Genomic DNA, 25,711 nt, shown 5'->3' with positions numbered 1-25,711 from the left:
TCCGCGCCCCAGCGTATTCCTAGAGCGTCGCCGGCCGGATCACAACCACCGACTTGGTGCGCGAGCCCTCGTCGCGCAGCAGCGCGATCACCCGGCCGCCGGCGTCGCAGGCGGCGTACACGCCGTCGATGCCGGCCGCCGAAAGCGCCCGCCCGTTGGCCGTCGCCTCGGCCTCCTGGCCGGTCAGGTCGCGGCGCGGAAACACCAGCAGGCACGCCTCGTCCAGCGTCAACGACAGGGTGGGCCGCTCGGCCAGCTCGTCGAGCGAGCGCGCCTGCTCCAGGGTGAAGCGGCCGACGCGGGTGCGCCGCAGCGCCGTCAGGTGCCCGCCCACGCCGAGCGCGGCGCCGACGTCGCGGGCCAGCGCGCGAACGTAGGTTCCCGACGAGCAGTCGACCTCCACGTCGACGTCGACGAACTGGCCAGCGGATCGAACGTCGCACACCTCGAACCGGTCGATGCGCACCGGCCGGGCCTCGAGTTCGACGGTCTGCCCCTCGCGGACCAGCCGGTAGGCGCGCCGGCCGTCCACCTTGATCGCGCTGACCGCCGACGGCACCTGCTCGATGTCGCCGCGCAGGCCGGCGACCGCCGCGGCGATCGCCTCACGCGTCAGGTGCGCGGCCGAGACGCTGTGCAGCACTTCGCCTTCGGCGTCCTCGGTGGACGTGGTCTGGCCGAGCCGGATGGTGGCGGCGTACGACTTGGAGGCCGCCGTCAGCAGGCCGAGGATCTTGGTGGCCCGGTCGACGCCGATCACCAGCACGCCGGTGGCCATCGGGTCCAGCGTGCCCGCGTGCCCCACCCTGCGGGTGCCGAAGATCCGACGGCAACGCCCCACCACGTCGTGACTGGTCATCCCGGCCGGCTTGTCGACGAGGACCAATCCCGGGCCGCTGGGGCTTGAGCTCATAGCACGATGGCGGTCAGCACCAGTCCCCGTTCGACCGACCACCGGCCCCTCAGCGCGGTCAGCGGCGGGCCGTCGAGGGCCTGCCCGTCGATGAGGATCTTGGACACGAAATCGCCGCTGGTCGCCCCGTCGGGCGGGTCGAGGTCGAACACGACGTGGGCGTCCTCGAAACCCAGCCACCGCTTTGTCAACGGAAACCAGGCCTTATACGTTGCCTCCTTGGCGCAGAACAGGATTCGGTCCCAATGCAGACCTTCGGGCAAGGAGGCGAGCTCGTGTCGCTCCTCCTGCAGGCTGATCGCGTTCAGCACGCCGTCCGGCAACACGTCGTGCGGTTCGGCGTCGATACCGACCGAGCGCACCGCTTCGGTGCGGCCCACGACCGCACCGCGATAGCCGGTGCAATGGGTGAGGCTGCCCACCACGCCGTCGGGCCAGCACGGTTCGCCCTTCTCGCCCTTGAGGATCGGCACCGGCGGCAGGCCGAGCTCGCCCATCGCGACGCGCGCGCAGTGCCGGACGGTGATGAACTCGTTGCGCCGCTTGGGGACCGACCTGGCGATCAGGGGCTCCTCGTCGGGCAGCGGGGCCAGGCCGGGTGGGTCGGAATACAGCTCGGAGTAGGCCAGCTCGCCCATGTCGGGCAGTACCGAGGAGACCAGCATCTGCTCGGTCATCGTGATTGCCGCTGCCGCAACCGTTCCCGGAACTGCTCGGCCTGCTGCCGCATCTCGGGGGTGATCTCGAAGTGACCGCCGAAATCGTTGAGGTATCCGGGCGCATATTGCGGATCGGGCAGCACCTGGCGCAGCCAGCTGTGTGGCTTGCGGCGCCGCCACTCCCGCGGGTAACCCACCGACACTTCCTCGAAGCGCACGTCGTCGTACCAGGTGGTGCGCGGAATGTGCAGGTGACCGTAGACCGAACAGACGGCGTTGTAGCGGGTGTGCCAGTCGGCGGTCTTGGTGGTTCCGCACCACAGCGCGAACTCCGGGTAGAACAGCGCGTCGCAGGGCTCGCGGACCAGCGGGAAATGGTTCACCAGGACGGTCGGCGTCATCCAGTCGAGTTGCTCGAGACGGGCCCGCGTGGCGGCGAGCCGCTCCCGGCACCAGGCCTCCCGGGTGGGATACGGCTCCGACGAGAGCAGGAATTCGTCGGTGGCGACCACGTTGCGCTCCCGCGCGATGGTCACCCCCTCGCCTTTGCTCGTCGCGCCCTCCGGCAAGAAGCTGTAGTCGTAGAGCAGGAACATCGGCACGATCGTCGCCGGGCCGCCGCGCTCGGTCCACACCGGGAAAGGATGCTCGGGTGTGACGACGCCCATCTCGTCGCACATGTTGACCAGGTAGTCGTAGCGGGCCTTGCCGAAGATCTGCACCGGGTCACGCGTGGTGGTCCACAGCTCGTGATTGCCGGGCACCCAGATCACCTTGGCGAATCGCCGGCGCAGCAGGTCGAGGGCCCAACGGATGTCGTCGGTGCGTTCGGCGACGTCGCCGGCGACGATCAGCCAGTCGTCCGGGGACGACGGGTGCAGCGATTCGGTGACCGGCTTGTTGCCGAGGTGACCGGTATGCAGGTCGGAGACGGCCCACAGCGTCGGTTGCCCCCCATTGGGCGATTCGGACCCCGCGTTTTGACCAGCCACGATTGACCAGCCTAATGACCCGCGGCCACGGGCCGGTCGGGGCCGGGCGCTTGCTCGCGGCAGTAGAACGTGTTCTTGTTTCACTGTGACCCTGCTCAGGGCGACTTGTACACTCCGGGCAAGGAGCGCCGAGCCGTCAGGGGGTGTCGTGTTCGCCAAGGTGCGACTGATCGGGGCGGTCGGCGCCCTGGTCGCAGCGGCCGTAGCAGGCACCGCGGGGTGGCAGGGCGCAGCGCCCGGGCCGGCGGGGGGCGGGCGCCTCGAACTGCGCTCGACCGCGGCGCCGATGGAAACCACCATGAAGAGCCCGATCGTGGCGACCACCGACCCGCGCCCCTTCGACGCGTGCGAGGACATCCCGTTCGACGTGGTGCAGCGACTCGGGCTGGCGTTCACACCGCCCGAGCACGAAGACGGGCTGCGCTGCCACTTCGACGCGGGCAATTACCAGGTGGCCGTCGAGCCGATCATCTGGCGCACCTACGAGGAGACGCTGCCGCCGGACGCCGTCGAGACCACCATCGCCGGCCACCGCGCCGCGCGGTACTGGGTGCTCAAGCCGACGTATCACAACAGCTACTGGTATTACTCCTGCATGGTGGCGTTCAAGACCGGCTACGGCGTGCTGCAGCAGGCGCTCTACTACTCGACCGTCTACTCCAATCCCGAGGTGGACTGCATGTCCACCAATCTGCAGCGCGCCAACGACCTGGCGCCTTACTACAAGTTTTGAAGCCGCCCGGCCTTAACCTGGGCACCGTGAGTACCACCTCGCGTCCCGCCCAGCCCACGCTGCACACCCTGCGGCACGTCGGCGGCAAGGCCGTCGGGCGGCTGCTGGGCCTGCCGCCGGCGGTCACCGACTACACCGTGGAACGCGTCCGGGTGCCCATGCGCGACGGCGTCGACCTGGTGGCCGACCACTACACACCGAGCACCGCGTCGGCCGCCGGCACCCTGCTGGTCCGGGGGCCTTACGGGCGGGCCTTCCCGTTCTCCCTGCTTTTCGGCGCGCTGTACGCGGCGCGCGGCTACCACGTCGTGCTGCAGAGCGTCCGCGGAACGTTCGGGTCCGGCGGGGATTTCGAGCCGATGGCCAACGAGGCCGCCGACGGCGCCGACACGGTGGCCTGGCTGCGCGAGCAGCCCTGGTTCACCGGCCGCTTCGCCACCATCGGACTGTCGTACCTCGGGTTCACCCAGTGGGCGCTGCTGCAGGATCCCCCGCCGGAGCTCGCCGCGGCCGTGATCGCCGTGGGACCGCACGATTTCAACGCCTCGGTGTGGGGCACCGGCTCGTTCGCGATCAACGACTTCCTGGGCTGGAGCGACATGGTTGCCCACCAGGAGGACCCGGTGCGCGCCCGCTCCGCGCTGCGGCAACTGCGGACCCGGAACAAGGTGGCACAGGCGGCCCTCGGCCTGCCCGTCGGCGACACGGCGCGGGCGCTGCTCGGTGCGGGCGCCCCGTGGTTCGAGTCGTGGATCGAGCACGCCGACCCGGACGATCCATTCTGGGACGCCCTGCGCTGCGTCGACGCGCTGGACCGCGTGGACGTGCCCGTGCTGCTGGTCGGCGGTTGGCAGGACATCTTCGTCAGGCAGACGCTGCAGCAGTACGCGCATCTGCGCGGCCGGGGCGTAGACGTCGCGCTCACCATGGGCCCGTGGACCCACACGCAGCTGATCACCACGGGGCTGGGCACCTGGGCGCGGGAGTCGCTGGATTGGTTGGGCGCCCACCTCGGTGGCGAGCCCGCGCTGCGCCGGCCGAGCCGGGTCCGCGCTTACGTCACCGGCCAGGGTTGGCGCAACGTGGCCGATTGGCCGCCCGCCACCACCGAGCGCGCGTTCTATCTGCGTCCCGGCGGCCATCTGGGTGAGACCGTGCCGGCGGACCTGGCGGGGCTGGCGCCGGCGACTTTCCGCCACGACCCCGCCGACCCGACCCCCACCACCGGCGGCCCGCTGCTGTCCCCGAACGGCGGCTACCGTGACGACGGCCGGCTCGCGTCGCGCGACGACGTGCTGGCCTTCACCAGCCTCACCCTCACCCACGACCTGTGCGTCTACGGGAGCCCGGTCGTCGAGTTGGCGCACCGCGCGGACAATCCCCACGCCGACCTGTTCGTCCGGGTGAGCGAGGTCGACGCCAAGGGCAGGTCGAAAAACGTCAGCGACGGCTACCGGCGGCTGCCCGTCGCCGCCAAGAACTCGAGGAAAACCGTTCGGGTCGAACTCGACGGCATCGCACACCGCTTCCGCGCCGGCTCACGCATCCGAGTGCTGATCGCCGGCAGCTGGTTTCCCCGCTACGCGCGCAACCTGGGCACCGACGAGCCGATCTTGACGGCTCGACACTCCAAGCCGGCCACCCACAGCGTGCGCTACGGACGCTCCCGGCTGCTGCTGCCCGTCGGCCCGCTCGACCTGTCAGCCAACGGCGCGGCGGACGCGGGCCGCGACCTCGGCTAGCGCGGCTTCGTCATGAACCGGCGGCGCCGCTGGCGCCCGCACCGGCAGCTCCACCCAGCTTTTGCAGCCGCCGTACTCGGGCGTCCGGGTGATTTCCACCGGCTCGGCCAACGGGTGCACCGACAACACCAGCACGGCCAGCTTGTGCCTGGGGCGAAAGTCGAGCCGGTCGGCGCGCACCGACTCGGCGGTCCAGATGTGCAGGTCCTCGATCGCCGGCAGCCCCTCGGGCCGCTCAACAGCCACCGCCGCAACGACTTTCGCGGCCGCCCGGATCACCAGGCGGTCGTCGGTGCTGTCGGTGGCGGCCACGTCCAGCAGATCGCGGTGCTCGGGCCGGACACGCTCGGCGTGGCTGTGCGCGACCGTCGGAAACAGCAGGAATTCGTTGGCCGCCAACGCGAACCGCTTCTCGGAGATGCCGCCCTTGCGCAGCAGCACCCGCTGGCGGCCGTCCAGCAGGGCGTGCACCGCGGCGCTCCACTCCTTGAGCGCGGGCGTCGTGGTCGGGGTGGTCGCGGTGAGCGTCATTGCGCCCCGGCCAGCCGGGCGAGGACCTCGGGCCGGCGCAACGGCGGGACGGTCTTGGGCGGCTGGCGCCGCGGCGGCAGTGCCGCCAACAACCGCGCCGTCGCCTCCGTGACCTCGGCGACCGCCGCCTCGAACGCCTCGGCGTTGACCGCGTTCGGGCGCGTGATGCCGCTGACCTTGCGCACATACTGGCGCGCCGCCGCCGCGATCTCCTCGGCCGTGGCCGCCGGCTGCAACCCGCGCAGCTCGGTGATGTTCCTGCACATGCCCACAACGATAGGCGCGGCCCGCGACCCTTTACGGTGATCCCATGACCGACGACATCCTGCTGATCGAAACCGACGAGCGGGTGCGGACCCTGACGCTGAACCGGCCGCAGTCCCGCAACGCGCTGTCTTCGGCGCTGCGCGATCGGTTCTTCGGCGCCCTGGCCGACGCGGAAATCGACGACGACGTCGACGTCGTGATCGTCACCGGCACCGACCCGGTCTTCTGCGCGGGGCTGGATCTCAAAGAGCTGGGCGGCCAGTCGGCGCTTCCCGACATCTCCCCGCGGTGGCCACCGCTGAGCAAGCCGGTGATCGGCGCGATCAACGGCGCCGCGGTGACCGGCGGGCTGGAGCTGGCCCTGTACTGCGACATCCTGATCGCCTCGGAGAACGCCCGGTTCGCCGACACCCATGCCCGCGTCGGACTGCTGCCCACCTGGGGGCTGAGCGTGCGCTTGCCGCAAAAGGTGGGCGTCGGCCTGGCCCGGCGGATGAGCATGACCGGGGACTACCTGTCGGCCACGGACGCGCTGCGCGCCGGGCTGGTGACCGAGGTGGTGCCCCACGACCAGCTGTTGAGCGCCGCCCGCGCAGTGGCGGCGTCGATCGTCGGAAACAATCAGGACGCGGTGCGCGCGCTGCTGGCCTCCTACCACCGGATCGATGACTCGCAGACCAGCGCGGGGCTGTGGCTCGAGGCCATGGCGGCCCGCCAGTTCCGGACCAGCGGCGACGACATCGCCGCCAACCGCGAGGCGGTGCTGCAGCGCGGGCGGGCCCAGCTGCGTTGATTGGCGGCGGTCGGCTCCCGCCAGTCGCGGTCAACACCTACGATCAGCTGATGCGTGTGGTTGTCGACGTCGCCGTGAGGGTGCTCGCGGGCGCCGTGGTGCTCGCGGCGGCGATCGGGCCCGCCCCGTATGCGGCCGCGCTACCGCCGCCGGGATTTCCCAGCGTGGATGGCTTCGTGCCCGTCCCGGCCGACGGTTACGTGAGCAGCGCCGGTCCGGGCACCTCGCCGCGGATCAGCTTCTCCACCCCGTACAGCCTGGCGTGCGACTTCTATGGCGGTCCGGCGCCCGCACCGCCGCCGTCACAGGACATCAGGTGCAAGGGCGACATGCCCGGGATCGACGACGTTCCCGTTCTGGGCGGACGCCCCCGCCCGGGCGATTGCCTGGTGGGCTCCGCCGAGTTCAAGGGACCCGGCTACAAGTTGAGCCGGATGTCGTACGGCGGATGCGACGGCAACCCCGCCGCCCTGCCGCCGGGCGGCAAGTTGCTGGGCGCGGGTCAGAAGTTGACGTACCTGAACGTCACGTGCGCCGTCGGCGCCGACAACCTCGTCGCCTGCCTGGACACCACCAGCGGGGATCACGGGTTCGTGCTGCAACGCTCGGGCAGCTGGGCGTTCTAGCCGGGGGCGTTCTAGCCGAGGGCCGCGCGCAGCGACGCCACCGCGTCGTCGATCGAGCCGCTCGTCGAATAGCCGGCGGCCAGCCGGTGGCCGCCCCCGCCGAACCCGGACGCGACCGCCGCCAAATCCACGTCGGCCTTGGCCCGCATCGACACCGACCACTGCTGCGGGTCGACTTCCTTGAACACCGCGGCCACTTCGGCCTGCTGCGTGGTGCGCACGATGTCGACGATGCTTTCGACTTCCTCTGGGCGCGAAGTGACCCAATCCCGGTGTCCGACAACGGCATACACCAGCCCGCGACCGCCAGCCGCGTCGGGCAGCAACTGCGCCGAGCCCAACACGCGGGACAGCAGCGGCAACCAGGTGAAGGGATGACTGTCCATCAGCGTCCGGCTGAGCGCGCCATTGTCGACCCCGGTATCGACCAGCCGGGCCGCCAGCCGAAGGGCACGGGCACTGGCCCAGCGGAAGGACCCGGTGTCGGTCGTCAGCCCGGCGTAGATGCAGTGCGCGACGTCGGGGTCGATCGGCTTGTCCCACGCGTCGAGGATGTCGGCGATCATCATCGTCGTCGAATCCGCCGACACGTCAACGAAGTTGGCGGTGCCGAACTCCTCGTTGGAGGCGTGGTGGTCGATCACCAGCAACTCGCGGCCGGGACCGGCAAGCTCGCTGAGCACGCCCAGCCGCTTGATGCTCGGAACATCGACGGTGACAACCAGATCGACGTCGCGCCGCATCGCATCCGCGCTGACCAGCAGCCCACAGCCGGGCAACGACGCCAGCGACTCCGGCAGCTCCGCCGGCTCGGCGAAACCGACCTCGACGCTCTTGCCGCACCTGTCCAGCACCAAAGCCAGCGCCAGGCCCGCGCCGATGGTGTCGGCGTCGGGGTGGACATGGGCGACCACCGCGATAGTGGCTGCGGCGGAGAGCAATTCGACCGCGCCGTGGACGTCGACACGTGTCCCCGCTCCCGCGGCGCGGGAAAGCTCAGTCTTCGCGTCGGTCGTCGTCACCGGTGTCCTCGTCGCTTGACCCGCTGGCACGGTATGGATCGGCATCCCCGGCCGGCTTGGCCCCCGAGCGAACGCGCGCGAGGTCGGCGTCGGCGGCGCGGGCGCGCGCCAGCAACTCGTCCATCCGCTGCACGGTGTCCAACGTGGTGTCGCGGGTGAAGGTCAGGGTGGGTGTGAAGCGCACGCCGGTGCCCGCCCCCACCATGGTGCGCAGCGCACCCCTGGCCCGTTCCAGTGCGGCAGACGCGGCGGCGTAGTCCGGCTCGTCGTCCAGGGTGCGGCCCAGCACGGTGTAGAACACCGTCGCATCGTGCAGGTCGGCGGTGACCTTCGTGTCGACGATCGTCACCCCGTCCAGCCCCGGATCCTTGATCTCGAATTCGATCGCCGAAGCGACGATCGTGTTGATGCGTTTGGCCAGTCGGCGCGCCCGGGCCGGGTCAGGCATATCGATTCACCGCCTCTCCCCCGCGAGCGGGTGGGGTCCACGCGAAGCTGGGGAGTACCCCCACCTCATCACACATTCGCTTTCTGCATCGTCGGCTTCTGCATCGTCGGCTTCTGCATCGTCGGCTTCTGCATCGTCGGCGGTGGTCAGGCTCGCTCCTTCTGGACGAGCTCGTAGGACTCGATGATGTCGCCTTCCTTGATGTCGGAGTAGCCCAGCGTCATACCGCACTCGAAGCCCTCGCGGACCTCGGTCACGTCGTCCTTCTCCCGGCGCAGCGAGGTGATCGTCAGGTTGTCGGCGACCACGATGTTGTCCCGCAACAGGCGGGCCTTCGCGTTGCGGCGCACCACGCCCGAGCTGATCATGCAGCCGGCGATGATGCCGACCTTGGAGGACCGGAAGATCGCGCGGATCTCCGCCCGACCCAGCTGGTTCTCCTCGTAGATCGGCTTGAGCATGCCGCGCAGGGCCTTCTCGATGTCGTCGATCGCCTGGTAGATCACCGAGTAGTAGCGGATCTCGACGCCCTCGCGGTTGGCCAGCTCGGTCGCCTTCCCTTCGGCGCGAACGTTGAAGCCGATGATGATCGCGTCCGACGCCGACGCCAGGTTGACGTTGGTTTCGGTGATGCCACCGACGCCGCGGTCGATCACGCGCAACATCACCTCGTCGTCGACCTGGATGCCCATCAGGGCCTCCTCGAGCGCCTCGACGGTACCGGCGTTGTCGCCCTTGAGGATCAGGTTCAGCTGGCTGGTTTCCTTCAGCGCCGAGTCCAGGTCCTCCAGGCTGATGCGCTTGCGCGACCGCGCCGCCAGCGCGTTGCGCTTGCGCGCGCTGCGCCGGTCGGCGATCTGGCGGGCGATGCGGTCCTCGTCGACGACCAGGAAGTTGTCGCCGGCGCCAGGGACCGACGTGAAGCCGATGACCTGCACCGGCCGCGACGGCAGGGCCTCCTCGACGTCGTCGCCGTGCTCATCGACCATGCGGCGGACGCGACCGTAGGCGTCGCCGGCCACCACGGAATCGCCGACACGCAGCGTGCCGCGCTGCACCAGCACCGTGGCGACCGGACCGCGACCGCGGTCCAGGTGCGCCTCGATCGCCACACCCTGGGCCTCCATGTCGGGGTTGGCCCGCAGGTCCAGGGCGGCGTCAGCGGTCAGCAGCACCGCTTCTTCCAGCGCCTCGATGTTGGTGCCTTCCTTCGCCGAGATGTCGACGAACATCGTGTCCCCGCCGAATTCCTCTGGCACCAAACCGTATTCGGTGAGCTGCCCGCGGATCTTGGCCGGGTCGGCGCCCTCCTTGTCGATCTTGTTGACCGCCACGACGATCGGGACGTCGGCCGCCTGCGCGTGGTTGATGGCCTCCACAGTCTGCGGCATCACGCCGTCGTCGGCGGCGACCACCAGGATCGCGATGTCGGTGGCCTTCGCGCCGCGGGCACGCATGGCGGTGAACGCCTCGTGACCCGGGGTGTCGATGAAGGTGATCAGCCGCTCGTTGCCGTCGAGGTCGACGGAAACCTGGTACGCGCCGATGTGCTGGGTGATGCCACCCGCCTCGGCCTCGCGCACGCTGGCGTTCCGGATCGTGTCCAACAGCCGGGTCTTACCGTGGTCGACGTGACCCATCACGGTCACCACCGGCGGCCGGGTCTGCAGGTCTTCCTCGGTGCCCTCGTCCTCGCCGTAGGTGAGGTCGAAGGACTCCAGCAGCTCGCGGTCCTCGTCCTCGGGGCTGACGACCTGGACGTTGTAGTTCATCTCGCTGCCCAGCAGCTCGAGCGTCTCGTCGCCGACCGATTGGGTGGCCGTCACCATCTCGCCGAGGTTGAAAAGCGCCTGCACCAGCGCCGCCGGGTTGGCGTTGATCTTGTCGGCGAAGTCGCTCAGCGACGCGCCGCGGGCCAGCCGGATGGTCTCGCCGTTGCCGTGCGGCAACCGCACGCCACCGACGACCGGCGCCTGCATGTTCTCGTACTCGGCGCGTTTCGCCCGCTTGGACTTGCGGCCACGCCGCGGCGCACCGCCGGGACGACCGAACGCTCCGGCGGCACCGCCGCGCTGACCGGGACGGCCGCCGCCGCCACCGCCGCCGGGACGGCCCCGAAAGCCTCCCGGAGCGCCGCCGGCACCGGGCGGCGCGCCGACGCCGCCGCGGTAGTTGCCGCCGCCACCGTCACGACCACCGGGCCCGCCGGGCCGACCGCCACCCGGTCGCGGGGCGCCGGGCCGGGCCGGGCGGCCCGCACCGACGGCACCGCCGGGACGGGGCGGCATGTTGCCGGGCGAAGCGCCGGGACGTGGCCCGCCGGGCCGGGGCGCCCCGGGGCGGGGCACCGGGCGCGGGATCGGCCGGTCGACGGGCTGCGCGGAAGAGAACGGGTTGTTGCCGACGCGGGGGGTGCGGACTCCAGGCTTCGGCGCCGGACCGGGGCGCGGGCCCGGCGTCATGCCGGGTTGCGGTCCAGGCTGGCCGGCCGGCTGCCCGGGAGCGGGGGGTTTCGGCTGCCCGGGCGCCGGGGCGGGGCGCACTGGCGCTTCCGCGGGTGCGGCCGGCGACGCTTGCGCGGCGGCGGTCGTCGTTCCGCCGGCACCGGTCGCTTCGCCGTTGCCGATGGCCTTGTCGAGGGCCTGGTCGAGCGATTTGTCCGGCGCCTTGGCGGGGGCCTTGGCGGCCTTGGTCGCGGTCTTTTCGGGAGCCGCCTTGCCGCCTCCGAAGGATTCGCGCAGTCGACGGGCGACCGGCGCCTCCACCGTCGACGATGCGGATTTTACGAATTCGCCCTGTTCATTCAGCCGGGCGAGAACTTCTTTGCTGGTAACACCGAGTTCCTTAGCCAACTCGTGTACGCGGGCCTTACCTGCCACTACATCTCCTGTCTATGAGGCGACAGTCGTGGGGCCGCGCCTCGGGTTTAGCTATGACGCATGGTCATCGGGACTTCACGGTGTGCTCATGTTCTTTGCTGCCTGTTCTGTTGATGCCGAGAGGATCGGGTACCCCTAGAGACTCTAGGTGCTCGACCACCGCGGACAAGTCCGGGGAACCGGTGATGCGCAGCGCTCTGGTGAAAGCACGCCGCCGAATCGCCTGTTGCACGCACTGCGGTACGGGATGCAGCCACGCACCCCGCCCCGGCAGGCTACTCCTGGTGTCAACGATCACGGCATGCTTGCCGTTCCCGTCCGACACAGCCACCACGCGAAGCAGTTCGACGGCCAACTCTCGCTTCCGGCACCCGACGCACGTCCGGACGGGTCCGTCCACACGCCTGTGCGCCGAGACCGAAGGCTCACGCTGGATCACGGCTCAGTCTAGCGTCACTTACCCGATCGTCAGAACCGCCCGACGGTGCGGGCCGTTCTCCCCCCCGCGACGGCGCCGCGGGGCCCGGTCGCTGCGCTAGCGGTCGTGCGCCATCGGATGGGCGGCGCCGCGTTCGGGGTGGGCCTCCGAATGCGCCTCGGGCCCACCCGGCGTATCGCCGCGGATGTCGATGCGCCACCCGGTGAGCCGGGCGGCCAACCGCGCGTTCTGGCCCTCCTTGCCGATGGCCAGGGACAGCTGGAAATCGGGCACCACCACGCGGGCGGCCCGGGCGGCCTGGTCGATGATCGACACGGAGACCACCTTGGCCGGCGATAACGCGTTGGCGACGAAGCGCGACGGGTCCTCGTCGTAGTCGATGATGTCGATCTTTTCCCCGGAGAGCTCGCTCATCACGTTGCGGACCCGCTGGCCCATCGGGCCGATGCAGGCCCCTTTCGCGTTCAGGCCGGGGACGTTGGATTTCACGGCGATCTTGGAGCGATGGCCGGCCTCACGGGCCACCGCCACGATTTCGACCGAGCCGTCGGCGATCTCGGGAACTTCCAGGGAGAACAGCTTGCGCACCAGGTTGGGGTGCGTCCGGGACAGGGTGATCATCGGCTCCCTGGAGCCGCGGGTGACGCCGATCACGTAGCAACGCAGCCGGTTGCCGTGTTCGTAGCTTTCGCCGGGGACCTGTTCGGCCGCCGGGATCACGCCCTCGGAGGCCTTGGTCTCGCTGCCCATCCGGACCACGACCAGACCGCGGGCGTTGGCGCGGCTGTCCCGCTGAATGACGCCGGCGACGATCTCGCCCTCGCGGGTGGAGAACTCGCCGTAGGTGCGCTCGTTCTCCGCGTCCCGGAACCGCTGCAGCATGACCTGACGCGCGGTGGTCGCGGCGATGCGGCCGAAACCCTCGGGGGTGTCGTCCCATTCGCTGATCACGTTGCCGTCTTCGTCCGTCTCGCGGGCGATGACGCGCACGACACCGGTCTTGCGGTCGATCTCGATGCGCGCGTCGTTCTGGTGGCCCTCGGTGTGCCGATAGGCGGTGAGCAGCGCCGACTTGATCGTCTCGAGCAGCTCGTTGACCGAGATGCCCCGATCGACCTCGATGGCATGCAGCGCGGCCATGTCGATGTTCATGCTCCGGCCTCCGTCCTGTCGGCCTGGCCCGCCAGCTCCAACTCCGCTTGGGCCGGCGGTGAAAACTCCACCTGGACAACGGCTTTGGCGATATCGGCGAGCGGGATCTCGCGCACCCGCAAGTCGCGGCCTTCCCGGACCACCAGCGCGACGGCGTGACCACGCGTCTCGCCGACGCGACCGGTCAGCCGCGAACCATCCGACAAGACGACGTCGACCTTGCGGCCACGGGCGCGACGGAAGTGCTTTTCACTGGTCAGCGGGCGGTCCACGCCCGGCGAACTGACCTCAAGCACGTAGCGATCCTCGATGTCGTCGAGGCCGTCCAGCAAAGTCGACGCCGAACGCGACAGGGTCGCTATGGTGTCCAGGTCGAGGGCTTTGTCGCCGTCGGCGACCACCATGATCCGGGGCGGGCGCGTCCGGGCGTCGATGACCACGTCTTCGATCTCGTATCCCGCGCGCGCGAACTCATCACCGAGTAGCTCGATCACCTGCGTCTGCGAAGGTAGCCCGGTGGTCACGGCGAGCTCCTCATCTTGAGTTGTCCGGTCAGCTGGAGGGTGTCGCCGCCCGCTGGTTTGCGGGCGGCTCCAGTGTCCCGGCGGAACGCAAAGGCTGCCGTTCCGCGAGAGCCAGCTATCAACGATACGCCAGGAATCGCGTCTGACGGCCGGATCGCGTCCTGGCTTCGGACCCACCTCCGCACCGATGGCAGGATGTGACCGATGGCAGGATGTGTTTGTGCCTAGCGCAGTTCCCGCCATCAACCGGCGGGGTGTGCTCGCCGGCGGCGCGGCTCTGGCTGCGCTCGGGGTGGTCGCCTCCGCCTGCGGCGAGTCCCCGCCCAAGCCCCCGCCCGTCGAAGAGCTGCTGGGGCCGTTGGACCAAGCCCGCAAGGACAGCGCGCTGGCCGGTGCCGCCGCGACGGCCGTCGGCAACCCGCCGCAGATCGCCGCCGCGCTGACGGTGGTCGCTAGCCAACGCGCCGCGCACGCCCGCGCCCTGTCCACGGAGATCTCGCGGGCCGCCGGCAAGATCACCAGTTCGTCGACAAGCGAAACGACGAGCGCCAGCCCGAGCGCGGCCGAACCGGCGGGGCCGCCGCCGCCCCCACCGCCGGTGTCCGACGTGATCAACGCGTTGCGCGCCTCGGCCGACAGCGCCAGCCGGCTGGTGGCGGGTGAATCGGGCTACCGGGCGGGGTTGCTCGCTTCGATCATCGCGTCCTGCACGGCGTCGTACACCGTCGCCCTGGTGCCCGGGGGCCCGTCGATATGAGCACCGGCAAGGACGCCGACAACGCGGCGCTGTGCGATGCGCTGGCGGTCGAACACTCGACGATCTACGGCTACGGCATGGTCTCGGCGCTGTCGCCGCCCAGCGTGAACGGGCTGGTGGTGGAGGCCCTGACCCAGCACCGGCAACGCCGCGACGACGTGATCGCGATGCTGACCGCCCGCAAGGTCAACGCGCCGGTCGCCGCCCCCGGCTACCAGTTGCCGATGCTGGTGGGCAGCGCGGCGGACGCCGCGCGCCTGGCCGCGCGGATGGAAAACGACGGCGCGTCGGCCTGGCGCGTGGTGATCGAGCACGCCGAGACCGCCGACGACCGCGCCTTCGCTTCGACGGCGCTGACGCAGAGCGCCGTGATGGCCGCCCGATGGAACCGCGTGCTGGGCGCCTGGCCCATCACGACGAGTTTTCCGGGCGGAAACGACTAGCGCCGCATGGTCTTTCGTCGCTATCCGGCCAGCGCGGCCGCGACGTCGGTGGCCAATGACGGCCCGGTGGGCAGCTCGCGCGTCTGTCCGCTGAAGCGGTCGCGCAACTCGACCACGCCGTTGCCCCAGCCGCGCCCCACCACCAAAATCCATGGCACGCCGAGTAATTCGGCGTCCTTGAACTTCACCCCCGGCGACGCCTGACGGTCGTCGAGCAGCACCTCGACGCCCAACCGGTCCAGGTCGGCCGCCAGTGCGTTGGCCCCGGTGCGGGCGTCCGCGTCCTTGTTGGCTATCACCAGGTGGACGTCGAACGGCGCGACCGCCACCGGCCAGCGCAGGCCCAGCTCGTCATGGTGCTGTTCGGCGATCACCGCCACCATCCGCGACACCCCGAGGCCGTAGGACCCCATGGTCAGCCGCACCGGTTTGCCGTCCTCACCCAGCACGTCGGCGGTGAAGGCGTCGGTGTACTTGCGGCCGAGCTGGAAGATGTGGGCGACCTCGATGCCCCGCGCCGACACCAGCGGCCCGGCGCCGTCGGGAGACGGATCGCCGTCGCGCACCTCGGCCGCCTCGATGGTGCCGTCGGCGGTGAAATCCCGGCCCGCCACCAGGCCGACGACGTGCCGGCCGGGTTCGTCCGCCCCGGTGATCCAGCTGGTTCCGTCCACCACCCGCGGATCGACCAGATAGCGAACGCCATTGTCCCGCAGCGCTTTCGGCCCGATGTAGCCCTTCACCAGAAACGGATACTCGGCGAAGTCGGCGTCGTCGAGCAACGCGTATTCCGCGGGCTCGAGCGCGGCGCCCAGCCTCTTGTCGTCGACCTCCCGGTCGCCCGGCAGCCCGATGCCCAGCAGCTCCCACTCCCCGCCGGGTTGGCGCACCTTGAGCAACACGTTCTTCAACGTGTCCGCCGCGGTGACGCTGCGGCCGAGGTCGGCCGTGTTGGCCCAGTCGACCAGCGTGGCAATGGTCGGGGTGTCGCCGGTGTCGTGGACCACCGCCTCGGGCAGCCCCTCGATGGGCCTGGCCTCCGGTCGGGCGGTGACGACGGCCTCGACGTTCGCCGCATACCCGGATTCCAGGCAACGCACGAAGGTGTCTTCACCGACCGGGCTTTCGGCCAGGAACTCCTCGGAAGCGCTGCCGCCCATCGCTCCGGAGACCGCGGACACGATCACGTAGCGCACCTGGAGCCGATTGAAGATGCGCTGGTAGGCCTCCCGATGCGCGTGATAGGCGGCCTTGAGCCCGGCGTCGTCGATGTCGAAGGAGTAGGAGTCCTTCATCAGGAACTCGCGCACCCGCAAGATCCCGGCCCGCGGCCGCGCCTCGTCGCGATACTTGTTCTGGATCTGGTAGAGCAGCACCGGAAAGTCTTTGTAGGAGCTGTATTCGCCCTTGACGGTCAGCGTGAACAGCTCTTCGTGCGTCGGCCCCAGCAGGTAGTCGTTCCCGCGGCGGTCCTTGAGCCGGAACACGCCGTCGCCGTATTCGGTCCACCGGTTCGTCGTCTCGTACGGCGCGCGGGGCAGCAGGGCGGGAAACAGAATCTCCTGCCCGCCGATCGCGTTCATCTCCTCGCGGACGATGCCTTCGATCTTGCGCAGCACCCGCAAACCCAGCGGCAGCCAGCTGTACAGCCCGGGCGCGATGGGCCGGATGTAGCCGGCCCGGATCAGGAGTTTGTGGCTGGGCACTTCGGCGTCAGCGGGATCATCGCGCAAGGTGCGCAAGAAGAGCTCGGACATCCGGGTGATCACAGCGGGCCAGCCTAGCGGTGGGAACAAGCCCCGGGGATTAGGGACCATACGAGGCTTCAAGAATTTGATATCGCCGGCGCTATCAAATCCGGCGAGCACCACTTGGTCCTCGGCCCGCTACGGCGTGCGCATTAAAAACCGGCGAGTTACAGCTCGCCGGCGTCGATCGCTTCCTTGACCTCTTGCGCGTGGGCCACCTGCGCCGGCGTGTAGCCGATCAACAGCGCCGCACCGCCGACAATGACGGCCACTCCGGCCACCCACAGCAGGCCATAAGTGTAGCCCTGGTCGAGCGCGTGCAATTGGAGGTCGTTCATGATCTTCACCGGGCCGGTGGTGCCGCCCAGGTACAGCGTGCGCGAGGTGATCACGGCCTGGATGACGGCCAGCACCAGCGGCCCGCCGAGGCTCTGCAGCATCAGCGCGATCGCCGACACCGGACCGATCTGATCGAAACCGACCCCGGCGATGGCCGACAGCGTCAGCGGGACGACGCAGATCCCGATGCCGATGCCGCCGACGATGATGGGCAGCACCAGGTTCGGGAAGTAGGGCACGCCGCGGTGCATGAACCCCCAGCCGTAGAGCATCGCCCAGAACAGCAGGACGCCGCCGCCGATGGTCAAGACCCGCGGCGAAAACCGGGACACCAGTTGCGAGGAGACGCCCAGGCCGATCCCCATCGCGATGACGAACGGGATGAAGCCGACGCCCGCGCGCAGCGCGCTGTAGCCGAGGATGTCCTGCACGTACAGGCCGATGCACACGGTCAGGCTGAACATCAGGCCGCCGGCCAAAAAGATCGCGGCGAAGGTGACCAGCCGGTTGCGGTCGCGGAACAGACCGAAGGGGACGACCGGGTTTTCGGCGGTGCGCTCCACGATGATGAAGGCGAGCGCGGCGCCCATCGCCACCACGCCCGAGCCGATCGTGGTGAGCGAGACCCAGCCCTTCTCCGGCCCCATCGAGAAGGCGAACACGGCGGCGGTGCACGCCAGCGTGGCCAGCATGGCCCCGGTGGCGTCGAGCTTCATCCGCTCCCGGTTGGTCTCGCGCAGCGCGGTGCGGGCCAGGTAGATCATCACCAGCCCGATCGGTACGTTCACCAGGAAAGCCAGCCGCCAGGACACCTCGGTCAGCGCCCCGCCGACCACCAGGCCCATCACCGAGCCGATCGCCGTCATCGCGGCGAACACCGCCGTCGCGAAGTTACGCGCGGGCCCCTTGGGGAAGGTGGTCGCGACCAGGGCCAGCCCGGTCGGCGAGGCGATGGCCGACCCCACACCCTGCGAGAGCCGCGCGATAACCATGGTCGCCTCGTCCCAGGCCACCGCGCACAGGACCGAGGAAATGGTGAACAGCGCGACGCCGACGATGAAGGTGCGCTTGCGCCCGATGGTGTCGCCCAGCCGGCCACCCAGCAGCATCAGCCCGCCGAAGGTCAGCACGTAGGCGGTGATCACCCAACTCCGGCCGGCGTCGGACAGGCTCAGCTCGTTCTGGATCCTGGGAAGCGCGACGATGGCGACGGTGCTGTCCATGGTCGCCAGCAACTGCATGCCGCCGATGGCGATCACGGCTGCGATGAAACGACGAGACGGCAGCCAGGCCGGATAGTACTTGCTGATGCGATTGAAGGCGGTCTCCGCCGGGCGCGCGGAGCGCACCGGGGCCGGACGATCGGGGCGCGCGGACGTGAATTTCCGCACCGCGCGCTCTGAGTCGTTGAGAGCCGTCATAAAGGGTTACCTTACAGTAATCTTAAGAACCGTTTAAAGCCCGAAAGCCGCCACCGGCCCGATCACGATGATCGCGGGAGGTCGGATGCCCTCGGTGCGGATCTTTTCCGGCGTGTCGGCGAGAGTGGCCCGCAAAATGCGCTCCGCCGCAGTCGTCCCATGTTGGACCACCAGCACCGGCGTATCCGCAGGTCGCCCGCCCTTTATCAGCGCGTCGGCGAAAAGTCCGATGCGTTCGACGGCCATCAGCAAAACGATGGTGCCCGACATCGCGGCCAGCGCATTCCAATTCACTAACGATTCGGGATGATCGGGCGCCAGATGGCCGCTGACCACGACAAATTCGTGATTTACGGCGCGGTGTGTGACCGGAACGCCGGCCAGGGCGGGCACCCCTATGGCGCTTGTCACACCCGGCACCACGGTGACCGGTATCCCGGCGTCGACGCACGCCAGCACCTCCTCGTAGCCGCGGGCGAAGACGAAGGGATCGCCGCCCTTGAGGCGGACGACGAACTTTCCGGACCGGGCGCGGTCGATCATGACGTCGTTGATCGCGTCCTGGGCCATCGCCCGCCCGTAGGGGATCTTCGCCGCGTCGATGACCTCCACGTGCGGGGGCAGCTCGGCCAGCAATTCCGGCGGCGCGAGCCGGTCGGCGACCACGACGTCGGCGTGGGCCAGCAGCCGACGCCCGCGCACCGTGATCAGTTCGGGGTCGCCGGGGCCGCCGCCGACCAGCGCCACCCCACCGCGCACGACGTCGGAGCTCACCGCGCTGTCGAGGGTGATGACCCCGGTCTGCAGCGCCTCCCGGATGGCCGACCGGATGGCGGCCGACCGGCGGTGCTCGCCGCCGGCCAGCACCCCGACCGACAACCCTTCGTAGCTGAAGGACGCCGGGGTCACCGCGGTCCCCTCCACGGCGATGTCGGCGCGAACGCAGAACAGGTGGCGGCGTTCGGCCTCGGCGACCACCGCGGCGTTCACCGCGGGGTCGTTGGTGGCCGCGATCGCGTACCAGGCCCCGTCGAGGTCACCGTCGCGGTATTCGCGCAGGGACAACGTGATTCCGCTCATCGCCTCGACCGAGCGGGTGGCGCTGCGGGAGATGACGTGGACGTCGGCGCCGCTGGCGATGAGCAGGGGCAGCCGGCGCTGGGCAACCGAGCCGCCGCCGACCACGACGACCTTCTTGCCGGCCAGCCGCAGTCCGGCGAGGTAGGCGTTCTCGGTCACCGGGCAAGCCTAGTGGCGACCGCGAGCGCGGAGGTAACGCCGGGCGCTGCGGGTCGCCACCATCATGCCTAGTGGCGACCGCGAGCGCGGAGGTAACGCCGGGCGCTGCGGGTCGCCACCATCATGCCTAGTGGCGACCGCGAGCGCGGAGGTAACGCCGGGCGCTGCCACCATCATGCCTAGTGGCTATGCGTCAGCGCGGCGGGTCGCGGCATGCGCGACGAACCGGGCGACCGCGGCCGGCGCCGCGGCCGGATGGGTATGCAGATACGCGGCGTGCACGCCGCCGTGCACGACGCCGTCTCGCACGGTATCCGCTTCGTTGCCCCGGTACACCCAGGCGGGCTGGTAGCTGTCGGTGAAAGTGACTGTGGTCCGGTGGAATTCGTGTCCTACCGCCCGTTGGCCGGCGGAGTACAACGGCGAGTCGGCCACCGCGACGGCGTCGCGGTAGGCCAGCGTCAGGTCCGGGGTGAACCGCGCCGACCCGGCCAGCACCCCGCACATCGGGTGGCCGTCGAGTTCGGTGGCCAGATAGATGAGGCCGGCGCATTCGGCGTGTATCGGCGCGCCGGCGGCGGCCAGCTCGTTGATCTGCCGGCGCACGGCGTCGTTGGCCGAGAGCTCCGCGGTGAACTGTTCCGGGAAGCCGCCGGGCAGCAGCACCGCGTCCGTGCCGCCGGGCAATGGGTCGGCAAGAGGGTCGAATTCGACCACGTCGGCGCCGGCGGCCCGAAGCAGCTCGGCGTGCTCGGCGTAGGCGAAGCTGAACGCCTTCCCCGCCGCCACCGCCACGGTGGCCCCCTTGCCGGGTGTCTCCCCCACCGCGGTGACCGGATCCCAGGCCGGGCCGGCCCGGCTCGCGGCGACCGCCGCCACGGCCGCCAGGTCGACGTGACCGGCGACCAGGTCGGTCATCGCCTCGACCGCGAGCCGCGCCCGCTGCCCATACTCCACCGCGGTGACCAGGCCCAAATACCGTGTCGGGACCTCTAATTCGGCGACGCGCGGAATGGCGCCCAGCACCGCGACGCCGGCCTGTTCGCAGGCCTGGCGCAGCACGTGTTCGTGCCGGACAGAACCGACCCGGTTGAGGATCACGCCGCGGACCCGCGTCGCGGCGTCGAACGTCGAAAAGCCGTGCAGCAGAGCCGCGATGCTGTGGCTCTGGCCGCGCGCGTCGACGACCAGGATCACGGGCGCACCCAGTAGGCCGGCCACCTGGGCGGTGGAGCCTTGCGCGAGCCCGGCCGCGGAAGGCCCGATCCGCCCGTCGAAGAGCCCCATCACGCCCTCGATCACCGCGATGTCGGCGCCGCCGGAGCCGTGGGCGTACAGCGGGCCGACGAGTTCCTCGCCGACCAGCACCGGGTCCAGGTTGCGGCCGGGCCGGCCGGCGGCCAGGCCGTGGTAGCCGGGGTCGATGAAGTCCGGCCCGACCTTGAACGGCGCCACGGCATGGCCCGCGCGTCGCAGGGCGCCGATCAAACCCGTTGCGACGGTGGTCTTTCCGCTGCCCGACGCCGGTGCGGCGATGACGACCGCGGGGACACTCACCACTCGATGCCCTTCTGCCCCTTGCGGCCCGCGTCCATCGGGTGCTTGACCTTGATCATCTCGGTGACCAGGTCGGCGGCGTCGATCAACCGCTGCGGGGCATCGCGCCCGGTGATGACGACGTGCTGGTGGCCGGGCCGCGCCAGCAGCGCCTCCACCACCTCGTCGACATCCACCCATCCCCATTTCAGCGGGTAGGTGAACTCGTCCAGCACGTAGAAGTCGTGGCGCTGCTCGGCCAGCCGGCGCGAAATCTCCGCCCACCCGTCGGCCGCGGCGGCCGCGTGATCGAGTTCGCTGCCCGCCTTGCGCGACCAGGACCAGCCCGCACCCATCTTGTGCCATTCGACCGGCCCACCGACGTTGCGCTCTTGGTGCACCTGGCCGAGTTGAGCGAAGGCGGTCTCCTCGCCCACCTTCCATTTGGCGCTCTTGACGAACTGGAACACCGCGACGGAAAGCCCGACGTTCCACGCGCGCAACGCCATTCCGAACGCCGCCGTCGACTTCCCCTTGCCGGGGCCGGTGTGTACCGCCAGCACCGGCGTGTTGCGGCGGGCCTTGGTGCTCAGTCCGTCATCGGGCACCTGAAGTGGTCGGCCTTGTGGCATAGGCGGTTCCCTTTCTCAGGCCGCGTTGCGCACGGCGCGCGTCAAAGAGTCCGCGTGCAACTGCTCGAGGCGGACGGCCGGCGCCCCGAGGTGGTGGGCCAGTTGCTCGGCCAGCCCCAGCCGCACATAGGACGTTTCGCAGTCCACGACCACCGCGGCGGCGCCCTCGGCCACCAACCGGGCGGCCGCGATTCGGCTGCGGCCCAACGGGTCCGGCCCGGCGGTGGCCCGGCCGTCGGTGAGCACCACCACCAGGGAACGCCGGGCCCGATCGCGCGCCTTCTCGCGGACGATCAGTTCACGCGCGGCGAGCAGGCCTTCGGCCAGTGGAGTCTTGCCGCCGGTGTCGAACCGGGCCAGTCGCCGGCCGGCGATGTGCGCCGACGACGTCGGTGGCAGCAACAGCCGCGCCTCCTGCTGGCGGAACGTGATCACGGCGACCTTGTCGCGACGCTGATAGGCGTCGCGCAGCAGGGACATCGTCGCACCGCTTACCGCGGCCATCCGATCGCGCGCGGCCATCGAGCCCGACGCGTCCACGACGAAGATGACCAGGTTGCCTTCGCGGCCCTCGCGGATCGCCCGCCGCACGTCGTCCGGCCCGGGGCGCAACGGCCCGGCCCCGGCGCGCCCGGCGGCCGACAGCAGGGTGGCGAACAGGTGCAGCCCGTGCGCGCCTGAACTCGCGTCGTCGCCGTCGGCGGCCGCGATCACGCTACCGGTGGCGTTGCGGGCCCGCGACCGCCGCCCGGGCGCGCCCGCACCGACCCCGGGCACCGTCAGCGCCCGGGCGCGGAAGGTCTTCGACGGCGGCGCGCTGGGGCGCGGCGGCTGCGGCTTCGGCGACGTGGATGAATTATGCTGTCCCGCGGCATCTTCGGCGGACTGCCCACCGCCCGGCGGGTCGGGCTCGGGGTCGGGATCGTCGTCGCCGGCCTGCGCCAGCGCCTCGTCGAGCTGGTCGCGGTCGATGCCCGGGTCGTCGAACGGGTCGCGGCGGCGCCGATGCGGCAACGCCAGCTCGGCGGCCACCCGGACATCCTGCTCTTCGACGGACATGGCCCCGCGCCAGGCGGCGTGCGCGGCTGCGGTGCGGGCCACCACCAGGTCGGCCCGCATCCCGTCGACGTCGAACGTCGCGCACACCGCCGCGATGCGCCGTAACTCGTTGTCCGGCAACACCACCTCGCCGACCAGCGCCCGCGCCTCGGCGATGCGCCGGGCCAGCTCCGCTTCGGCGTCGGCGTACCGTTCGGCGAACGCGTCCGGGTCGGCCTCGTAGGCCATGCGCTGCCGGACGACCTCCACCCGCACGTCGACGTCGCGCGACGCGTGCACGTCGACGGTGAGACCGAACCGGTCCAGCAGTTGCGGGCGCAGTTCGCCCTCCTCCGGATTCATGGTTCCGATCAGCACGAAGCGGGCCTCATGGGAATGCGAGATGCCGTCGCGTTCGATGTGCACCCGGCCCATCGCCGCGGCGTCGAGCAGCACGTCCACCAGATGGTCGTGCAGCAGATTGACCTCGTCGACGTAGAGCACGCCGCCGTGCGCGCGGGCCAGCAGCCCCGGTGAGAACGCGTGCTCGCCGTCGCGCAGCACCCGTTGCAGGTCCAGCGAACCGATCACCCGGTCTTCGGTTGCGCCGAGCGGCATTTCGACGAGGCCGGGCCCGTCACTTTCGGTCGCGGCGGACAGCAACGCCGCCAGACCACGCACGGCCGTCGACTTGGCCGTGCCCTTCTCCCCCCGGATGAGCGCGCCGCCGATCTCCGGACGCACGGCGCACAGCAGCAGCGCCAGCCGCAACTGGTCGTGGCCGACGATCGCGCTGAACGGATACGGCTTCACGGCAGCTCCGTGAGACCGGAGCCGGGCTTGAGCATCGGGACGTGCGGAACACCGTCGTCGACGAAATCCTCGCCGTCGCGGACGAACCCGTGCTGGGCGTACATCTCGGCAAGGTATGTCTGCGCGTCGATCCGACACGGGTAGTCGCCCACCTCGGCCAGGGCGGCGCGCAGCAGCCGGGTGGTGTGGCCCTGCCCGCGCGCGCCGCGCTTGGTGCACAGCCGGCCGATGCGGAACGTCTTCCGGCCGCCGGCGTGCTCTTCCATCAACCGCAACGTGCAGATCACCTCGCCCTCGCGCCTCTCCAGCCAGAAGTGCCGGGTCTCGGCGAGCAGGTCGCGCCCGTCCAGCTCCGGGTACGGGCAGGCCTGCTCCACCACGAACACCTCCACCCGCAGCTTGAGAATCTCGTAAAGGGTCCGGGCGCCAAGGTCTTTCGCCCAGGCCCGCCGCAACGCTTCACTCATGACCGAACCCCCGAATCGGACTTCAACCCCAGCACCTCGGTGCCCCAGGACCACACCTCGTCGTACAACGCCGGCTCACGGGACAGTTCGACCCCCAGCGACGGCACCATCTCTTTGAGCGCCGGTAGCCACGAGCGGTAGCGGTCGGCGAAACACCGCGCAAGCACCTCGAGCATGGCCGCCACCGCCGTCGATGCTCCCGGCGAGCCACCTAGCAGCCCGGCGATGCTGCCATCGGCAGCGGCCAGCACGGTGGTGCTGAAGTCCAGCACCCCTCCCCTGCGCCTGTCCCGCCGGATGACTTGCACGCGCTGCCCGGCCACGGTCAATTCCCAGTCGGAATCCACTGCGCTGGGCGCGAATTCGCGCAGTGCATCGATGCGGTCCGGTTCGGACAGCCGCAGTTGGCCGAGCAGGTAGTTGACCAAGGCCAGCTGGCTGAGGCCGACACCGAGCATGGACAGCGCGTTGTCCGGTTTGACCGAGCGGGGCAGATCACTGAGGCGACCGTGTTTGAGGAACTTCGGCGACCAGCCGGCGTACGGCCCGAACACCAGCCACGACTTGCCGTTGACGAACCGCAGGTCGAGGTGCAACGCGCCGAGCGGCGGGGCTCCCGGCGCGGGAACCCCGTACACCTTGGCCCGGTGGGTGGCGGTGAGCGCCGGGTTGTCGGTGCGCAGAAACCGGCCGCCGATGGGGAACCCGGCGAAGCCCCTGACCTCCTTGATGCCCGACTTCTGCAGCAACGGCAGCGCGTCGCCGCCGGCGCCGACGAAGACGAATCTGGTATTCAGCCGGTGCTTTTCGCCGGTGCGGCGATTGCGGACCAGCAGCGTCCAGCTGCCGTCCGATTGCCGGGTCAGGCCGCGGACCTCGTGCCCGAACAGCGCGGTCGCGCCGCCCCGCACGCAGAAGCCGATGAGCTGGCGGGCCAGCGCGCCGAAGTCGACGTCGGTGCCGTGGGGGGCCCAGTTGAGCGCGGTCGGCTCGGAGAAGTCGCGCCTGGCGGCCATGAACGGCAGCCGGCGGGCGAACTCGCCCGGGTCGTCGATGAATTCGGTGCCGGCGAACAACGGGTTGGCAGCCAATGCCCGCTGCCGCCGGCGCAGGAACTCGACGCGCTGCGCCCCCCGCACGAAGCTCACATGCGGGAGCGGGTTGCAGAAGCCGGTGTCGGTCAGGATCTGGTTCTCGACGGCGTAGGCCCAGAATTGCCGGGTCACCTGGAACTGCTCGTTGATGCGCACCGCTTTGCTGATGTCGATCGAGCCGTCGGGGTTCTGCGGGGTGTAGTTGAGCTCGCACAGCGCGGAGTGTCCGGTGCCGGCGTTGTTCCAGGGACTGCTGCTTTCCGCAGCGACGGCGTCCAGCCGTTCCACTATGGTCATCGACCAGTCGGGCTGCAGCCGCCGCAGCAACGCACCCAGCGTGGCGCTCATGATGCCCGCGCCCACCAGCACGACGTCCGTCCGTGCGCTTCGGGCTAGCGATGACACCTGCTCGTGGTCCTTTCCTTGACTCTGCCGGTCCCCAGGCTATCCCGAAGCGAACCGGC

General features: G+C 70.2%; 25 protein-coding genes. 6 read left to right on the top strand and 19 right to left on the bottom strand.

The features are described from left to right. Positions 1 to 19: 19 nt before the first annotated feature. From truB to KXD96_RS12320, 3 genes are read right to left on the bottom strand one after another with little or no spacing between them, the layout of a single operon-like run. Entirely contained in the window at positions 20 to 913 is an 894-nt protein-coding gene (gene truB / locus KXD96_RS12330; RefSeq protein ID WP_260744818.1) for a tRNA pseudouridine(55) synthase TruB, read from the bottom strand. Then, positions 910 to 1,590, bottom strand: a complete 681-nt coding sequence (locus KXD96_RS12325) for a 4'-phosphopantetheinyl transferase (RefSeq protein WP_260744817.1) — start codon at positions 1,588 to 1,590, stop codon at positions 910 to 912. The genes truB and KXD96_RS12325 overlap by 4 nt, the downstream gene beginning before the upstream one ends. Then, entirely contained in the window at positions 1,587 to 2,564 is a 978-nt protein-coding gene (locus tag KXD96_RS12320) for a metallophosphoesterase (RefSeq protein ID WP_260744816.1), read from the bottom strand. Before KXD96_RS12320 ends, KXD96_RS12325 begins: the two co-directional genes overlap by 4 nt. Positions 2,565 to 2,712: 148 nt before the next feature. On the opposite strand from KXD96_RS12320, the gene KXD96_RS12315 reads away from it, so the two are divergent. Further along, positions 2,713 to 3,297 (top strand): DUF3558 domain-containing protein, encoded by a 585-nt coding sequence (locus KXD96_RS12315; RefSeq protein ID WP_260744815.1) that lies wholly within the window; start codon positions 2,713 to 2,715, stop codon positions 3,295 to 3,297. A 26-nt stretch (positions 3,298 to 3,323) separates the two neighbouring features. Then, positions 3,324 to 5,039: a CocE/NonD family hydrolase gene (locus tag KXD96_RS12310; RefSeq protein WP_260744814.1), complete on the top strand. Its 1,716-nt coding sequence runs from the start codon at positions 3,324 to 3,326 to the stop codon at positions 5,037 to 5,039. On the opposite strand, the gene KXD96_RS12305 is transcribed toward KXD96_RS12310, so the two are convergent. Together KXD96_RS12305 and KXD96_RS12300 are read right to left on the bottom strand one after the other, a co-directional pair. Continuing rightward, positions 4,998 to 5,570 (bottom strand): DUF1802 family protein, encoded by a 573-nt coding sequence (locus KXD96_RS12305; protein WP_260744813.1) that lies wholly within the window; start codon positions 5,568 to 5,570, stop codon positions 4,998 to 5,000. The genes KXD96_RS12310 and KXD96_RS12305 overlap by 42 nt on opposite strands. Then, positions 5,567 to 5,836 (bottom strand): DUF2277 family protein, encoded by a 270-nt coding sequence (locus KXD96_RS12300; RefSeq protein ID WP_260744812.1) that lies wholly within the window; start codon positions 5,834 to 5,836, stop codon positions 5,567 to 5,569. The genes KXD96_RS12305 and KXD96_RS12300 overlap by 4 nt, the downstream gene beginning before the upstream one ends. Positions 5,837 to 5,880: 44 nt before the next feature. Between KXD96_RS12300 and KXD96_RS12295 the strand changes: the two genes are divergently transcribed. Together KXD96_RS12295 and KXD96_RS12290 are read left to right on the top strand one after the other, a co-directional pair. Next, positions 5,881 to 6,630, top strand: coding sequence for an enoyl-CoA hydratase (locus KXD96_RS12295; RefSeq protein ID WP_260744811.1), 750 nt, complete (start codon positions 5,881 to 5,883; stop codon positions 6,628 to 6,630). Positions 6,631 to 6,680: 50 nt separating this feature from the next. Continuing rightward, positions 6,681 to 7,256: a hypothetical protein gene (locus tag KXD96_RS12290; RefSeq protein WP_260744810.1), complete on the top strand. Its 576-nt coding sequence runs from the start codon at positions 6,681 to 6,683 to the stop codon at positions 7,254 to 7,256. 11 nt (positions 7,257 to 7,267) lie between these two features. Here the strand turns inward: KXD96_RS12290 and KXD96_RS12285 are convergent, their stop codons facing one another. The 6 genes from KXD96_RS12285 to rimP form a co-directional block, all read right to left on the bottom strand. Further along, positions 7,268 to 8,278 carry a bifunctional oligoribonuclease/PAP phosphatase NrnA gene (locus KXD96_RS12285; RefSeq protein WP_260744809.1) on the bottom strand — a complete coding sequence of 337 codons (1,011 nt, stop codon included), beginning with the start codon at positions 8,276 to 8,278 and terminating at the stop codon, positions 7,268 to 7,270. Continuing rightward, on the bottom strand, positions 8,253 to 8,726 hold the full coding sequence (gene rbfA, locus KXD96_RS12280; RefSeq protein ID WP_260744808.1) for a 30S ribosome-binding factor RbfA: 474 nt from the start codon (positions 8,724 to 8,726) through the stop codon (positions 8,253 to 8,255). The genes KXD96_RS12285 and rbfA overlap by 26 nt, the downstream gene beginning before the upstream one ends. Positions 8,727 to 8,872: 146 nt before the next feature. Then, positions 8,873 to 11,605: a translation initiation factor IF-2 gene (gene infB, locus KXD96_RS12275; RefSeq protein WP_260744807.1), complete on the bottom strand. Its 2,733-nt coding sequence runs from the start codon at positions 11,603 to 11,605 to the stop codon at positions 8,873 to 8,875. Positions 11,606 to 11,669: 64 nt separating this feature from the next. Beyond that, a complete protein-coding gene (locus KXD96_RS12270; RefSeq protein ID WP_260744806.1) occupies positions 11,670 to 12,044 on the bottom strand; it encodes a YlxR family protein in 375 nt (124 codons plus the stop codon). Positions 12,045 to 12,140: 96 nt separating this feature from the next. After that, positions 12,141 to 13,196 carry a transcription termination factor NusA gene (nusA, locus tag KXD96_RS12265; protein WP_260744805.1) on the bottom strand — a complete coding sequence of 352 codons (1,056 nt, stop codon included), beginning with the start codon at positions 13,194 to 13,196 and terminating at the stop codon, positions 12,141 to 12,143. Then, positions 13,193 to 13,720 (bottom strand): ribosome maturation factor RimP, encoded by a 528-nt coding sequence (gene rimP / locus KXD96_RS12260; protein WP_260744804.1) that lies wholly within the window; start codon positions 13,718 to 13,720, stop codon positions 13,193 to 13,195. Before rimP ends, nusA begins: the two co-directional genes overlap by 4 nt. A gap of 187 nt (positions 13,721 to 13,907) precedes the next feature. On the opposite strand from rimP, the gene KXD96_RS12255 reads away from it, so the two are divergent. Both KXD96_RS12255 and KXD96_RS12250 read left to right on the top strand, forming a co-directional pair. Beyond that, a complete protein-coding gene (locus KXD96_RS12255; protein ID WP_260744803.1) occupies positions 13,908 to 14,477 on the top strand; it encodes a hypothetical protein in 570 nt (189 codons plus the stop codon). After that, entirely contained in the window at positions 14,474 to 14,920 is a 447-nt protein-coding gene (locus KXD96_RS12250; RefSeq protein ID WP_260744802.1) for a ferritin-like domain-containing protein, read from the top strand. Before KXD96_RS12255 ends, KXD96_RS12250 begins: the two co-directional genes overlap by 4 nt. Before the next feature lie 20 nt (positions 14,921 to 14,940). Here the strand turns inward: KXD96_RS12250 and KXD96_RS12245 are convergent, their stop codons facing one another. The 8 genes from KXD96_RS12245 to mqo form a co-directional block, all read right to left on the bottom strand. Beyond that, a complete protein-coding gene (locus tag KXD96_RS12245) occupies positions 14,941 to 16,689 on the bottom strand; it encodes a proline--tRNA ligase (protein WP_260744801.1) in 1,749 nt (582 codons plus the stop codon). A gap of 146 nt (positions 16,690 to 16,835) precedes the next feature. Next, positions 16,836 to 18,428 (bottom strand): MFS transporter, encoded by a 1,593-nt coding sequence (locus KXD96_RS12240; protein WP_260744800.1) that lies wholly within the window; start codon positions 18,426 to 18,428, stop codon positions 16,836 to 16,838. Between the two features lie 33 nt (positions 18,429 to 18,461). Beyond that, positions 18,462 to 19,667, bottom strand: a complete 1,206-nt coding sequence (cobA, locus tag KXD96_RS12235; protein ID WP_260744799.1) for a uroporphyrinogen-III C-methyltransferase — start codon at positions 19,665 to 19,667, stop codon at positions 18,462 to 18,464. Between the two features lie 186 nt (positions 19,668 to 19,853). Next, positions 19,854 to 21,224 (bottom strand): cobyrinate a,c-diamide synthase, encoded by a 1,371-nt coding sequence (locus tag KXD96_RS12230; protein ID WP_260744798.1) that lies wholly within the window; start codon positions 21,222 to 21,224, stop codon positions 19,854 to 19,856. After that, entirely contained in the window at positions 21,221 to 21,835 is a 615-nt protein-coding gene (gene cobO / locus KXD96_RS12225) for a cob(I)yrinic acid a,c-diamide adenosyltransferase (protein WP_260744797.1), read from the bottom strand. Before cobO ends, KXD96_RS12230 begins: the two co-directional genes overlap by 4 nt. Before the next feature lie 15 nt (positions 21,836 to 21,850). After that, positions 21,851 to 23,686 (bottom strand): magnesium chelatase subunit D family protein, encoded by a 1,836-nt coding sequence (locus tag KXD96_RS12220; RefSeq protein WP_260744796.1) that lies wholly within the window; start codon positions 23,684 to 23,686, stop codon positions 21,851 to 21,853. After that, positions 23,683 to 24,153: a GNAT family N-acetyltransferase gene (locus tag KXD96_RS12215; RefSeq protein ID WP_260744795.1), complete on the bottom strand. Its 471-nt coding sequence runs from the start codon at positions 24,151 to 24,153 to the stop codon at positions 23,683 to 23,685. Before KXD96_RS12215 ends, KXD96_RS12220 begins: the two co-directional genes overlap by 4 nt. After that, positions 24,150 to 25,595 carry a malate dehydrogenase (quinone) gene (mqo, locus tag KXD96_RS12210; RefSeq protein WP_260745343.1) on the bottom strand — a complete coding sequence of 482 codons (1,446 nt, stop codon included), beginning with the start codon at positions 25,593 to 25,595 and terminating at the stop codon, positions 24,150 to 24,152. The genes KXD96_RS12215 and mqo overlap by 4 nt, the downstream gene beginning before the upstream one ends. Positions 25,596 to 25,711: the final 116 nt, after the last annotated feature.

Source organism: Mycobacterium sp. SMC-2 (genome assembly GCF_025263485.1).
Taxonomy (GTDB): domain Bacteria; phylum Actinomycetota; class Actinomycetes; order Mycobacteriales; family Mycobacteriaceae; genus Mycobacterium.
This window is presented reverse-complemented; position numbering and strand designations above follow the sequence as displayed.